This is a genomic window from Salmonella sp. 32070601201500089SM, assembly GCF_017573605.1.
Classification (GTDB): domain Bacteria; phylum Pseudomonadota; class Gammaproteobacteria; order Enterobacterales; family Enterobacteriaceae; genus Salmonella; species Salmonella enterica.
Window position 1 is genome coordinate 137,128 of record NZ_JAGETK010000013.1, and the last position, 13,267, is coordinate 150,394.

The following is a 13,267-nucleotide window of genomic DNA, read 5'->3' on the forward strand; positions in this document are numbered from 1 at the left end:
CGTGGCGTCAATTACTGCGAAATCGGTTCAGCAAACGAAAAAATGGCGGTAATTTATTAAAGTTAATTCGCATCGTGCCAAATAAGAAATGCTTATGAACATGTGGCGTAGAGATGCCGGATGGCGCTGCGCTTATCCGGCCTACAAGACGGGGGAGGCCCGGTAAACATCACGTCACCGGGCAATATGCATTAATGCCAGCAAAAATGGTGTACTACCTGGGTAATCAATTCCCGGGTTGGCTTAATAAAACGCGTTTCGAGATATTCATCCGGCTGATGCGCCTGATTAATTGAGCCCGGACCAAGCACCAGCGTTGGGCATAATGTCTGCATAAACGGCGCTTCAGTACAGTAGTTCACCACGTCGGTTTTCGTTCCCAACAGTTTTTCTACTACTTCAACCAGTTGGTGGTCCGGTGGACACTCATAACCTGGAATCGGCGGATGTAATTCCGCCACCGTCAGGCGGCCCGGCCAGCGTTCGCTTACCGGGGCCAGCGCGTCGTTAAGCAGTCCATTAAGGTCGTTTAACGTCATGCCCGGCAGTGGACGAATATCCATATGCAATTCGCAGCAGGCGCAGATACGGTTTGAGGCATCGCCGCCGTGAATATGGCCCAGATTCAGCGTTGGATACGGAACGGTAAACGCCTCGTAGTGATACCGCGCTTTCAGCGAGTCACGCAGTTGCATGATATGGCCAATCGCATCGTGCATCAGTTCAATGGCGTTAACCCCACGCGCCGGGTCGCTGGAATGACCGGACTGCCCCAGGACGCGAACGACATTAGAGATATGCCCTTTGTGCGCGCGTATCGGTTGCAACGACGTCGGTTCGCCAATGATCGCGCAGTCCGGACGTAATGCCGTGGTTTCGGAAAAATAACGCGCCCCCGCCATGCTGGTCTCTTCATCGGCGGTCGCCAGAATGTAGAGCGGCTTTTTCAACTTTGTGACGTCAACGTCACGTAGCGCGTCCAGAATAAAAGCGAAGAAGCCTTTCATATCCGCAGTGCCCAGGCCATAGAGCTTATTGTCATGCTCGGTCAGCGTGAACGGGTCGCGCGTCCAGCGTCCGTCATCAAAGGGAACCGTGTCGGTATGGCCGGTCAGCAGCAAACCGCCCGCGCCATGTCCGGTGCTGGCGAGCATATTAAATTTGTTTCGCGTTCCTGGAACCGGTTGAACCTCTACGTTGAAACCAAGATCGCTGAACCAGCCTGCAAGCAAAGTGATTAAAGACGCATTACTTTGATCCAGGGATTCTTCGGTTGCGCTTATCGACGGTGTGGCAATCAAAGCGCGGTAAATCTCGATAAATGGCGGTAAAACGTTTTTCATTGTTGACACACCTCAGGTCATGATAGTATCAATATTCATGCATTAATTATGAATAAAAATACATTAACGTTGAGTATAAAGGAACCCGATGTTGAATACGCTGATTGTAGGCGCTAGCGGTTATGCGGGCGCAGAGCTTGTAAGCTACGTAAATCGCCACCCACATATGACCATAACCGCTTTGACCGTCTCAGCGCAAAGCAATGATGCAGGAAAGTTAATTTCTGATTTACATCCGCAGTTAAAAGGGATTGTCGACCTGCCATTGCAACCGATGTCGGATGTACGTGACTTTAGCGCAGATGTTGATGTGGTGTTCCTGGCGACAGCGCATGAAGTGAGCCACGATCTGGCACCGCAGTTTTTACAGGCCGGATGCGTCGTATTCGATCTTTCCGGCGCGTTTCGGGTAAACGATCGCGCCTTCTATGAAAAGTATTACGGATTTACTCATCAGTATCCTGAGCTGCTGGAGCAGGCGGTGTACGGTCTGGCGGAGTGGAATGTCGATAAACTGAACACGGCGAATCTGATTGCGGTTCCTGGTTGCTATCCAACCGCAGCGCAGTTGTCGCTAAAACCGCTGATTGACGGCGGGCTTCTGGATCTGACGCAGTGGCCGGTAATTAATGCCACCAGCGGGGTGAGCGGCGCGGGGCGCAAAGCGGCAATTTCGAACAGTTTCTGTGAAGTGAGTCTGCAACCGTATGGCGTGTTTACGCATCGTCATCAGCCGGAAATCGCTGCCCATCTGGGCGCGGAGGTCATCTTCACCCCGCATCTGGGGAATTTCCCGCGCGGGATTCTGGAAACCATTACCTGCCGCCTGAAAGCGGGAGTAACCCATGCGCAGGTCGCCGACGTGTTGCAAAAAGCCTATGGCGACAAACCGCTGGTGCGCCTGTATGACAAAGGCGTTCCGGCGTTAAAGAACGTCGTCGGGCTGCCGTTCTGCGATATTGGTTTTGCCGTCCAGGGCGAACATCTGATTGTGGTGGCAACCGAAGACAACTTGTTGAAAGGCGCAGCGGCGCAGGCGGTGCAGTGCGCTAATATTCGTTTTGGCTTCGCTGAAACGCAGTCTCTTATTTAAGGGTGAAATGATGAATCCATTAATTATCAAGCTGGGTGGCGTATTACTGGATAGCGAAGAGGCTCTGGAACGTCTTTTTACCGCGCTGGTCAACTATCGTGAGTCCCATCAGCGTCCGCTGGTGATTGTTCACGGCGGCGGTTGCGTGGTGGATGAGCTGATGAAAGGGCTGAATTTGCCAGTGAAAAAGAAAGATGGCCTGCGCGTGACGCCTGCCGATCAGATTGGCATCATTACCGGCGCGCTGGCGGGAACCGCTAACAAAACTCTGCTGGCCTGGGCGAAGAAACACCATATCGCCTCTGTTGGTCTGTTTCTGGGCGATGGCGACAGCGTAAACGTGACCCAACTCGATGAAGCGTTAGGCCACGTCGGGCTGGCGCAACCGGGGTCGCCGAAGCTGATTAACATGTTGCTGGAAAACGGCTTTCTGCCGGTGGTCAGCTCCATTGGCGTAACAGACGACGGCCAACTGATGAACGTCAACGCCGATCAGGCGGCAACCGCGCTGGCGGCGACGCTGGGGGCCGATCTGATCCTGCTTTCCGACGTGAGCGGTATTCTGGACGGCAAAGGCCAGCGTATCGCCGAAATGACGGCGTCCAAAGCCGAGCAGCTTATCGACCAGGGCATTATTACCGACGGGATGATTGTGAAAGTGAATGCGGCTCTCGATGCTGCGCGGGCGCTGGGTCGCCCGGTGGATATCGCTTCCTGGCGTCATGCGGAGCAACTGCCGGCGCTGTTTAACGGTACGCCGATTGGCACGCGTATTCTGGCTTAACTATTTGTTCGCCCGATGGCGGCTGCGCCTTATCGGGCCTGCGTGAACAGAAATTATAGGCCGGATAAGCGTAGCGCCATCCGGCAGTGAAATTCGAAGAATTAAGGAAGTCTATTATGGCACTTTGGGGTGGGCGTTTTACACAGGCGGCAGACCAGCGGTTTAAACAATTCAATGATTCGTTGCGCTTCGATTACCGTCTGGCGGAGCAGGATATTGTCGGTTCTGTGGCCTGGTCTAAAGCATTGGTCACGGTAGGCGTACTGACTGCCGATGAGCAACGACAGTTGGAAGAAGCGCTGAACGTGTTGCTGGAAGAGGTTCGCGCGAATCCGCAGCAAATCCTGCAAAGCGATGCGGAAGATATCCATAGCTGGGTGGAAGGTAAGCTCATCGACAAAGTGGGTCAGTTGGGTAAAAAGCTGCACACCGGACGCAGCCGTAACGATCAAGTGGCGACGGACCTGAAACTGTGGTGCAAAGAGACGGTGAGGGAACTGCTTACCGCTAACCGCCAGTTACAGAGCGCGCTGGTGGAAACCGCGCAGGCGAACCAGGACGCGGTAATGCCGGGATATACCCATCTGCAACGCGCGCAGCCAGTGACTTTCGCCCACTGGTGTTTCGCGTATGTCGAAATGCTGGCGCGCGATGAAAGCCGCCTGCAGGACACGCTTAAACGTCTGGACGTGAGTCCGCTAGGCTGCGGCGCATTGGCGGGCACGGCCTATGAAATTGACCGTGAACAATTGGCAGGCTGGCTGGGCTTTACCTCTGCGACCCGCAACAGCCTGGACAGCGTGTCCGATCGTGACCACGTACTGGAACTGCTTTCTGATGCGGCTATCGGCATGGTGCATCTGTCACGCTTCGCGGAAGATCTGATTTTCTTTAATTCTGGTGAAGCGGGCTTTGTAGAGCTTTCTGACCGCGTGACTTCCGGTTCATCGTTAATGCCGCAGAAGAAAAACCCGGACGCGCTGGAGCTGATTCGCGGTAAGTGCGGTCGCGTACAAGGGGCGCTAACCGGCATGATGATGACTTTAAAAGGTCTGCCGCTGGCGTATAACAAAGATATGCAGGAAGACAAAGAAGGGCTGTTCGATGCGCTCGATACCTGGCTTGACTGCCTGCATATGGCGGCGTTGGTGCTGGACGGTATTCAGGTGAAACGCCCACGTTGTCAGGACGCGGCGCAACAGGGGTATGCCAACGCCACGGAGCTGGCGGATTACCTGGTCGCGAAAGGCGTGCCGTTCCGCGAAGCGCACCATATTGTCGGCGAGGCGGTGGTAGAAGCTATTCGCCAGGGTAAGCCGCTGGAAGCGTTGCCGCTGGCCGATTTACAGAAATTCAGCCGCGTGATTGGCGACGATGTGTATCCGATATTGTCTTTGCAGTCGTGTCTGGATAAACGGGCGGCAAAAGGCGGCGTTTCTCCGCAGCAGGTGGCGCAGGCCATCAACGATGCGAAGGCGCGCCTCGCGTTGTAAGCCTTATAAGCGTAGCGCTATCAGGTAATACTGCCCGGCCGAGCATCAGCGACGCCGGGCTTTTTTACGCAAAAAAAAAGCGGACCAGAGGTCCGCAAAAGTTCACGTTGGCTTTAGTTATTTCGGGTTCGAGAGATACCCTCTGAACGGGCGGTGTCTTCAAGGGTTAAACGAGAAACCGCTCCGTTCTGTGATGTATTATTAATCAGAAAGGTTGATAGGGATAATCGTTCGTTGCTATGCTACCTATCGCCATGAACTATCGTGGCGACGGAGGATGAATAATGAATATTCGTGATCTTGAATATCTGGTGGCGTTAGCCGAACATCGCCATTTCCGGCGAGCGGCGGACTCCTGTCACGTCAGCCAGCCAACCCTTAGTGGGCAAATACGCAAGCTGGAAGATGAGCTGGGCGTTATGCTGCTGGAGCGTACGAGCCGTAAGGTGCTGTTTACCCAGGCGGGCTTACTGCTGGTGGATCAGGCGCGTACCGTACTGCGTGAGGTCAAGGTGCTCAAGGAGATGGCAAGCCAACAAGGCGAGACGATGTCCGGCCCGCTGCATATTGGTTTAATCCCAACAATTGGTCCCTATTTGCTGCCGCTTATCATTCCAATGTTGCACCAGACTTTCCCGAAGCTGGAAATGTATCTGCATGAGGCGCAAACGCATCAGCTGTTAGCGCAACTCGATAGCGGCAAGCTTGACTGCGCTATTCTGGCGCTGGTGAAAGAGAGCGAGGCGTTTATCGAAGTGCCGCTGTTTGATGAGCCCATGATGCTGGCTATTTATGAGGATCATCCGTGGGCGAATCGCGATCGCGTGCCGATGTCCGATCTGGCGGGCGAGAAATTGCTGATGCTGGAAGATGGCCACTGTCTGCGCGATCAGGCGATGGGGTTCTGTTTTGAAGCGGGAGCGGATGAAGATACCCATTTCCGGGCGACCAGTCTGGAAACGCTGCGCAACATGGTGGCGGCGGGCAGTGGTATTACACTACTCCCCGCGCTGGCCGTACCGCAGGAGCGTAAGCGCGACGGCGTGGTTTATCTGCCATGCATTAAGCCGGAGCCGCGTCGTACCGTGGGGCTGGTTTATCGCCCGGGATCGCCGCTGCGTAGCCGTTATGAGCAACTGGCAGAGGCCATCCGTGGCGCAATGGATGGCCATTTCGACAAGGCGTTAAAACAGGCGGTTTAAGCCGTTCAACGCCGCAACCCGATAAGCTTCCGCCATGGTTGGGTAGTTAAAGGTGGTGTTAACGAAGTATTCGATGGTGTTACCGCCACCTTTCTGCTCCATGATCGCCTGGCCGATATGAATAATTTCGGCGGCGCGTTCGCCAAAGCAGTGAATCCCCAGAATTTCTTTGGTTTCGCGGTGGAAGAGAATTTTTAGCGTGCCGACGTTCATGCCGACGATTTGCGCTCGCGCCAGATGCTTAAATTGCGCGCGGCCCACTTCGTAAGGCACTTTCATTGCCGTTAACTGCTGCTCGGTTTTGCCGACAGAACTGATTTCCGGAATGGTATAAATCCCGGTGGGGATATCTTCGATGAGATGCGCGGTCGCTTCGCCTTTCACCAGCGCCTGCGCTGCAATACGCCCCTGATCGTAGGCGGCGGAGGCCAGACTGGGATAGCCAATCACGTCGCCCACCGCATAGACGTGCGGCAGGGCGGTCTGGTACATACTGTTGACTTTGAGCTGTCCACGGCTGTCTGTTTCCAGACCAATATTCTCCAGCGCCAGCGAATCGGTGTTACCGGTACGGCCATTAGCATAAAGCAGGCAGTCAGCCTTCAGTTTTTTGCCGGATTTCAGGTGCATGATGACGCCATCATCGCAGCCTTCGATTTTCTCATACTCTTCATTGTGGCGAATAACCACGCCGCTATTCCAGAAATGGTAAGAGAGAGAGTCGGACATCTCCTGATCGAGAAAGGCCAGCAGGCGATCGCGGGTGTTGATCAGATCCACTTTCACATCCATACCGCGGAAGATGGACGCATATTCGCAGCCGATAACGCCAGCGCCGTAAATAATAACGTGGCGCGGTTCATGGTGGAGACTCAGGATTGAGTCGCTGTCATAAATGCGCGGATGCGAGAAATCCACATCACTGGGATGGTAAGGACGCGAACCACAGGCAATAACAAATTTTTCTGCCGTCAGGGTTTCAACCGTGCCGTCATGGCATTCCAGCGCCAGGGTATGTTCGTCAATAAAATGGGCGTTGCCTTGCAATATTTCACAGTGGTTACGCTCATAAAACCCCTGACGCATACGCGTTTGTTGATTAATCACGTTATCGGCATGATTAAGGATGTCGGCGAAAGAAGAACGAAGGAGACGGGAGTGGTCGCTATAGAGCGGGTTTTGATTAAATTCAATAATGCGGCTGACGGCGTGGCGAAGGGCTTTGGATGGGATGGTGCCCCAGTGGGTACATCCGCCGCCAACGTTATGATAACGCTCAATCACCGCGACGCGTGCTCCTTGCTTAACCAGACCCATTGCAGCGCCTTCACCGCCGGGGCCTGACCCTATGACGACTGCATCATAATCCCAGGAATGTGGCATGGTATTACTCACCTGTTTTTATACATAAAATAAACACGATGATAACATTTGCCCAGCTTTAACCCAATTATCGTTGTGCTTTTTTGCGAAGCCGGAGCACAAACTGTCTGTAAACAATCATTCACAATCCAGTGTGAACCCGTTACTTTTATTCTCTGGTATAGTGCCGAATAAGGCATATGGAAGGATTCAGACATTGTGATGGGTGTTAGAGCGCAACAAAAAGAAAAAACCCGGCGTTCGCTGGTGGAAGCCGCATTCAGCCAACTGAGCGCTGAGCGGAGTTTCGCCAGCCTGAGTTTGCGTGAGGTGGCGCGTGAAGCGGGCATTGCGCCAACGTCGTTTTACCGTCATTTTCGCGATGTCGATGAACTCGGTCTGACGATGGTGGATGAAAGCGGTCTGATGCTGCGTCAGTTGATGCGTCAGGCGCGACAGCGCATCGCGAAAGGCGGCAGCGTCATTCGCACGTCGGTCTCCACATTTATGGAGTTTATCGGCAACAACCCCAACGCCTTCCGTCTGTTGTTGCGCGAGCGTTCCGGCACTTCAGCGGCGTTTCGTGCCGCCGTCGCGCGGGAGATTCAGCATTTTATTGCGGAACTTGCCGACTATCTGGAACTCGAAAACCATATGCCGCGCGCGTTTACTGAAGCCCAGGCCGAAGCGATGGTGACTATTGTCTTTAGCGCGGGCGCAGAGGCGTTGGACATCGGCGCTGAACAGCGTCGGCAATTAGAAGAGCGGCTGGTATTGCAACTGCGCATGATTGCGAAAGGGGCGTATTACTGGTATCGCCGTGAGCAAGAGAAAATAGCACATCATTCCGAATAACGTGAAGGACGAGTAATGAAACAGTCAGGTCAAGATAAAGGTACGCTGTTGCTGGCGCTCATCGCTGGCTTATCGATTAACGGCACATTCGCGGCGCTGTTTAGCGCTATTGTGCCGTTCTCCGTATTCCCGGTTATCTCGCTGGTGCTGACGGTATATTGCCTGCATCAGCGCTACCAAAATCGTACTATGCCGGTAGGTTTGCCGGGGTTGGCCGCCGCTTGTTTCATTCTTGGCGTTTTACTGTATAGCACCGTCGTGCGTGCAGAATATCCGGATATTGGCTCTAATTTCTTCCCGGCGGTGCTGTCGGTGATTCTGGTATTCTGGATTGGCTTTAAACTGCGTAACCGCAAGCAGGACACCGCGGAATAGTGTGCGAATGCCGGATGGCGGTATAACCGGCCATCCGACGTACATTTTACCTTGCGGTGAGTAATACTCCGCATTCCATATGATGCGTATACGGGAACTGATCGAATAGCGCCAGGCGAGACACCGTGTGCGTCTGGCTTAACGTTTCCAGGTTTTTGCACAACGTTTCCGGATTGCAGGAAATGTACAGAATACGTGGATAAGCCTGCACCATTTTTTCCGTTTCGCTGTCCAGACCGCTGCGCGGCGGATCGACAAAAATGGTTTCGCACTGATAGCGCTTCAGGTCGATCCCCTGCAGGCGGTTAAACTCACGAACGCCATTCATCGCCTGGGTAAACTCTTCCGCCGCCATGCGAATAATTTGCACATTATCAATATGATTAGCGGCAATATTGTACTGTGCGGCAGCGACGGACGGTTTGGCGATTTCGGTTGCCAGCACGCGGTTAAAATTGCGCGCCAGCGCTAAAGAAAAATTGCCGTTGCCGCAATACAACTCAAGCAGATCGCCTTTTGAGTCTTTCGTCACCTCCAGCGCCCACTCTAACATCTGAATATTCATGGCGGCGTTTGGCTGCGTAAAGCTGTTTTCGACCTGGCGGTAGATCATCTCTTTACCTGCCACAGGCAGACGCTCATCAATATAATCCTGATCCAATTCGATTTTAGTTTTAGTGGCCCGGCCAATCAGGTGTACGTTCAGACCTTGCGCGCGTAAAGCATCGCGTAACGCAGTGGCGGCTTCACGCCACTCTTCGTCCAGCTTCTTATGGTACAGCAACGACACTACCGCCTGGTTGCTCAAGGTCGTGAGATAATCGATCTGGAACAGCTTATGCCGCAGTGCATGATTATCGCGCACGCCGGCAATCATCGCCTTCATTAAGGTATTAATCAGTTGGCTGGCCGCCGGGAAGGTGTCAACGCGAATCCGGCTTTTGGTCTGCTGATCAAACATAATGTGGTACAGGTCATCGCCGTCATGCCACAGGCGAAATTCCGCACGCATACGATAGTGACTGACCGGCGAGCGAAATACTTCCGGAACCAGGCCAGAAAACGGCGCCATCATACTCTGCAAGCGCGCCACTTTTTCGGCCAGCTGCGCCTCATACTGTTCTGTCGGAAGATGTTCGGGGGTCATATCGCATCCTGAATAATAAAAGTACGCGGGGATTGTAGGGATTGCTCAGTGGATGTCCAGCTATTGATGATTTCTGATTTGTGATGCGCGGTCTGGACAGGGTGTTGTGACAGACGGTAGCATCCGTGGGCCGGTCCTGTGAGTTAATAGGGAATCCAGTGAAAATCTGGAGCTGACGCGCAGCGGTAAGGAAAGGTGAGATGAGAGCGTAAGCAGACACTGCCTCCGGCGGGAAGTCATCATTTCTGCTATCCAGTCAACGGATAACCCTCCAAGCCCGAAGACCTGCCGGCTAACGTCGCATCTGGTTTTTCATCATCGCGTACTATCGATGAAGCCTGCGGCATCCTTCTTATATTGTGGATGCTTTACAATGATTAAAAAAGCTACGCTGCTGACGGTGTTCTCCGTCACGGCCTTTTCCGCTTGGGCGCAGGACACTAGCCCGGATACCCTGGTTGTCACCGCCAACCGTTTTCAGCAGCCGCGCAGCGCGGTTCTGGCGCCCGTTACCATCGTGACGCGTCAGGATATTGAACGCTGGCAATCGACCTCCGTAAATGATGTTCTGCGCCGTTTGCCTGGCGTCGATATTGCGCAGAGCGGCGGCGCCGGACAAAACTCCTCCATTTTCATTCGCGGCACCAACTCCAGCCATGTACTGGTATTGATTGACGGCGTGCGTCTGAATTTAGCAGGCGTGAGCGGGTCCGCCGATCTCAGCCAGTTCCCGGTGTCGCTGGTACAGCGCATTGAATATATTCGCGGTCCGCGCTCCGCTATTTATGGTTCCGATGCTATCGGCGGCGTAGTGAATATCATTACGACGCGCGATAACCCAGGCACAGAATTAACCGCTGGATGGGGAAGCAATAGCTACCAGAATTACGACATCTCGACGCAACAGCAACTTGGCGAAAACACGCGGGCGACGTTGATCGGCGATTACGAATACACCAAAGGGTTTGACGTGGTAGCGAAAGGCGGTACCGGGATGCAGGCGCAGCCTGACCGGGACGGCTTTTTGAGTAAAACGCTTTATGGCGCGTTAGAGCATACCTTTTCTGATCGCTGGAGCGGATTCGTGCGTGGTTATGGCTATGATAACCGTACCGATTACGACGCCTATTACTCGCCGGGCTCGCCGCTGATTGATACACGCAAACTTTATAGCCAAAGCTGGGACGCCGGGCTGCGCTTTAATGGCGAACGTATTCAGTCTCAGCTGGTTTCAAGCTATAGCCACAGTAAAGATTACAACTATGATCCGCACTATGGTCGGTATGATACCTCCGCCACGCTGGATGAGATGAAACAGTACAATGTTCAATGGACCAACAGTGTGGTTGTGGGGCACGGTAATGTTGGGGCGGGCGTAGACTGGCAGAAACAGACTACCACGCCAGGTACCGGCTATGTGCCCGAGGGATATGACCAGCGTAATACCGGGGTTTACCTGACAGGATTACAACAGTTGGGTGACTTCACTCTGGAAGCGGCGGCGCGCAGTGATGACAACTCCCAGTTTGGTCGTCATGGTACATGGCAAACCAGCGCGGGATGGGAGTTTATAGAAGGTTATCGCTTTATTGCCTCCTACGGAACCTCCTACAAAGCGCCTAATTTGGGCCAACTGTATGGTTATTACGGTAATCCGAACCTGAATCCTGAAAAGAGTAAACAGTGGGAAGGCGCATTTGAAGGGCTAACCGCTGGCGTCAGCTGGCGTATTTCAGGTTATCGTAACGATATTAATGACATGATCGATTATGACGATCATCTGCAAAAATATTACAACGAAGGTAAGGCGCGCATTAAAGGTATTGAGGCGACGGCGAATTTCGATACCGGACCGTTAACGCATACGGTCAGTTATGATTACGTTGATGCGCGTAATGCGATTACCGATACGCCATTACCCCGGCGTTCCAAACAGATGGCAAAATATCAACTTGACTGGGACGTTTACGATTTTGACTGGGGGGTGACATATCAATACCTTGGTTCCCGCTATGATTCGGATTACTCCGCTTACCCATACCGGACAGTAAAAATGGGCGGCGTCAGTTTATGGGATCTTACGGTTGCATATCCGGTCACCTCACATCTGACAGTTCGTGGTAAAATAGCCAACCTGTTCGACAAAGATTACGAGACAGTTTATGGCTACCAAACTGCAGGACGAGAATACACCTTGTCTGGCAGCTACACCTTCTGAACCACGTCCCACCGTGCTGGTATTTGATTCCGGCGTCGGTGGATTGTCGGTCTATGATGAGATTCGGCGGCTCCTGCCGGATCTCCACTATATATATGCTTTCGATAACGTGGCTTTCCCCTACGGGGAAAAGAGCGAAACGTTTATCGTTGAGCGCGTTGTCGAGATTGTGACCGCGGTACAGCAGCGCTATCCCCTTTCACTGGCGGTGATTGCCTGTAATACCGCCAGTACGGTCTCACTTCCCGCATTACGTGAAAAGTTTGCCTTCCCGGTGGTGGGCGTTGTGCCTGCGATTAAACCAGCGGCGCGGCTGACCGCAAATGGCGTCGTCGGGCTACTGGCGACGAGAGCCACGGTCAAACGTCCTTATACTCACGAGCTGATTGCGCGCTTCGCCAATGAATGTCAGATAGCGATGTTGGGGTCGGCAGAACTGGTGGAACTGGCGGAAGCTAAACTACATGGCGACTCGGTATCGCTGGAAGAGCTGCGCCGCATATTACGCCCATGGCTACGAATGCCGGAGCCGCCTGACACGGTCGTTCTGGGGTGTACGCATTTCCCTCTATTACGGGACGAGCTTTTGCAAGTCCTGCCTGAAGGGACGAGGTTAGTGGATTCCGGCGCGGCGATAGCGCGTCGTACAGCCTGGCTGTTGGAACATGAAGCGCCGGATGCGAAATCAACCGATGCCAATATTGCTTATTGCATGGCAATGACGCCAGGAGCTGAACAATTATTACCCGTTTTACAGCGTTATGGCTTTGAAACGCTCGAAAAACTGGCGGTTTAATGGCGTTTTGGGTAAATACCAGGCACTTGAGAAATTATTTTAAATTTCCTCTTGTCAGGCAGAAATAACTCCCTATAATGCGCCACCACTGACACGGAACAACGGCACACAGGCCGCCGGGTCAGCGGGGTTCAGACCAGAACCTCACGGAGAAAAGCGAAAATAATCGCTTGACTCTGAAGCGGGAAAGCGTAATATGCACACCCCGCGCCGCTGAGAAAAAGCGAAGCGGCACTGCTCTTTAACAATTTATCAGACAATCTGTGTGGGCACTCGAAGATACGGATTCTTAACGTCGCAAGACGAAAAATGAATACCAAGTCTCAAGAGTGAACACGTAATTCATTACGAAGTTTAATTCTTTGAGCATCAAACTTTTAAATTGAAGAGTTTGATCATGGCTCAGATTGAACGCTGGCGGCAGGCCTAACACATGCAAGTCGAACGGTAACAGGAAGCAGCTTGCTGCTTTGCTGACGAGTGGCGGACGGGTGAGTAATGTCTGGGAAACTGCCTGATGGAGGGGGATAACTACTGGAAACGGTGGCTAATACCGCATAACGTCGCAAGACCAAAGAGGGGGACCTTCGGGCCTCTTG

The 13,267-nt window shown here is 53.2% G+C and carries 11 protein-coding genes, 1 rRNA gene and 1 riboswitch; of the genes, 9 read left to right on the forward strand and 3 right to left on the reverse strand.

The features are described from left to right. Nucleotides 1-191: 191 nt before the first annotated feature. Entirely contained in the window at nucleotides 192-1,343 is a 1,152-nt protein-coding gene (argE, locus tag J4728_RS19035; RefSeq protein WP_000800208.1) for an acetylornithine deacetylase, read from the reverse strand. Nucleotides 1,344-1,431: 88 nt separating this feature from the next. Between argE and argC the strand changes: the two genes are divergently transcribed. The 4 genes from argC (at nucleotide 1,432) to oxyR (ending at nucleotide 5,915) form a co-directional block, all read left to right on the forward strand. Then, entirely contained in the window at nucleotides 1,432-2,436 is a 1,005-nt protein-coding gene (gene argC / locus J4728_RS19040) for an N-acetyl-gamma-glutamyl-phosphate reductase (RefSeq protein WP_001523801.1), read from the forward strand. A gap of 7 nt (nucleotides 2,437-2,443) precedes the next feature. Next, complete coding sequence (gene argB, locus J4728_RS19045; protein ID WP_001575262.1) at nucleotides 2,444-3,220, forward strand: acetylglutamate kinase; 777 nt, start codon at nucleotides 2,444-2,446, stop codon at nucleotides 3,218-3,220. Nucleotides 3,221-3,336: 116 nt separating this feature from the next. Further along, complete coding sequence (gene argH / locus J4728_RS19050) at nucleotides 3,337-4,713, forward strand: argininosuccinate lyase (RefSeq protein ID WP_208212239.1); 1,377 nt, start codon at nucleotides 3,337-3,339, stop codon at nucleotides 4,711-4,713. A gap of 284 nt (nucleotides 4,714-4,997) precedes the next feature. Then, the gene (gene oxyR / locus J4728_RS19055) at nucleotides 4,998-5,915 is read left to right on the forward strand and encodes a DNA-binding transcriptional regulator OxyR (RefSeq protein WP_001025919.1); all 918 of its coding nucleotides are present in this window, start codon (nucleotides 4,998-5,000) and stop codon (nucleotides 5,913-5,915) included. Here the strand turns inward: oxyR and sthA are convergent. After that, the gene (gene sthA, locus J4728_RS19060) at nucleotides 5,898-7,298 is read right to left on the reverse strand and encodes a Si-specific NAD(P)(+) transhydrogenase (RefSeq protein ID WP_001120791.1); all 1,401 of its coding nucleotides are present in this window, start codon (nucleotides 7,296-7,298) and stop codon (nucleotides 5,898-5,900) included. The two genes, oxyR and sthA, sit on opposite strands and share 18 nt — an antisense overlap. Before the next feature lie 198 nt (nucleotides 7,299-7,496). Between sthA and fabR the strand changes: the two genes are divergently transcribed. Together fabR and J4728_RS19070 are read left to right on the forward strand one after the other, a co-directional pair. Continuing rightward, nucleotides 7,497-8,132 (forward strand): HTH-type transcriptional repressor FabR, encoded by a 636-nt coding sequence (fabR, locus tag J4728_RS19065; RefSeq protein WP_000971958.1) that lies wholly within the window; start codon nucleotides 7,497-7,499, stop codon nucleotides 8,130-8,132. Nucleotides 8,133-8,147: 15 nt separating this feature from the next. Then, nucleotides 8,148-8,507, forward strand: a complete 360-nt coding sequence (locus tag J4728_RS19070) for a YijD family membrane protein (protein WP_000813838.1) — start codon at nucleotides 8,148-8,150, stop codon at nucleotides 8,505-8,507. 46 nt (nucleotides 8,508-8,553) lie between these two features. On the opposite strand, the gene trmA is transcribed toward J4728_RS19070, so the two are convergent. Next, nucleotides 8,554-9,654: a tRNA (uridine(54)-C5)-methyltransferase TrmA gene (gene trmA, locus J4728_RS19075; protein ID WP_000186981.1), complete on the reverse strand. Its 1,101-nt coding sequence runs from the start codon at nucleotides 9,652-9,654 to the stop codon at nucleotides 8,554-8,556. A gap of 114 nt (nucleotides 9,655-9,768) precedes the next feature. Further along, a riboswitch (cobalamin riboswitch) is annotated at nucleotides 9,769-9,962 on the forward strand. A 65-nt stretch (nucleotides 9,963-10,027) separates the two neighbouring features. On the opposite strand from trmA, the gene btuB reads away from it, so the two are divergent. The 3 genes from btuB to J4728_RS19090 all read left to right on the forward strand — a co-directional run. After that, nucleotides 10,028-11,872 (forward strand): TonB-dependent vitamin B12 receptor BtuB, encoded by a 1,845-nt coding sequence (gene btuB, locus J4728_RS19080; RefSeq protein WP_000591417.1) that lies wholly within the window; start codon nucleotides 10,028-10,030, stop codon nucleotides 11,870-11,872. Continuing rightward, complete coding sequence (murI, locus tag J4728_RS19085) at nucleotides 11,817-12,668, forward strand: glutamate racemase (RefSeq protein WP_000201804.1); 852 nt, start codon at nucleotides 11,817-11,819, stop codon at nucleotides 12,666-12,668. The genes btuB and murI overlap by 56 nt, the downstream gene beginning before the upstream one ends. A gap of 379 nt (nucleotides 12,669-13,047) precedes the next feature. After that, nucleotides 13,048-13,267 (forward strand): 16S ribosomal RNA (locus J4728_RS19090); the annotation flags it as partial.

Coding starts and splice junctions, on each gene's coding strand:
- argE (WP_000800208.1), bottom strand. CDS start 1,343: ATGAAAAACGTTTTACCGCCATTTATCGAGATTTACCGCGCTTTGATT.
- argC (WP_001523801.1), top strand. CDS start 1,432: ATGTTGAATACGCTGATTGTAGGCGCTAGCGGTTATGCGGGCGCAGAG.
- argB (WP_001575262.1), top strand. CDS start 2,444: ATGATGAATCCATTAATTATCAAGCTGGGTGGCGTATTACTGGATAGC.
- argH (WP_208212239.1), top strand. CDS start 3,337: ATGGCACTTTGGGGTGGGCGTTTTACACAGGCGGCAGACCAGCGGTTT.
- oxyR (WP_001025919.1), top strand. CDS start 4,998: ATGAATATTCGTGATCTTGAATATCTGGTGGCGTTAGCCGAACATCGC.
- sthA (WP_001120791.1), bottom strand. CDS start 7,298: ATGCCACATTCCTGGGATTATGATGCAGTCGTCATAGGGTCAGGCCCC.
- J4728_RS19070 (WP_000813838.1), top strand. CDS start 8,148: ATGAAACAGTCAGGTCAAGATAAAGGTACGCTGTTGCTGGCGCTCATC.
- trmA (WP_000186981.1), bottom strand. CDS start 9,654: ATGACCCCCGAACATCTTCCGACAGAACAGTATGAGGCGCAGCTGGCC.
- btuB (WP_000591417.1), top strand. CDS start 10,028: ATGATTAAAAAAGCTACGCTGCTGACGGTGTTCTCCGTCACGGCCTTT.
- murI (WP_000201804.1), top strand. CDS start 11,817: ATGGCTACCAAACTGCAGGACGAGAATACACCTTGTCTGGCAGCTACA.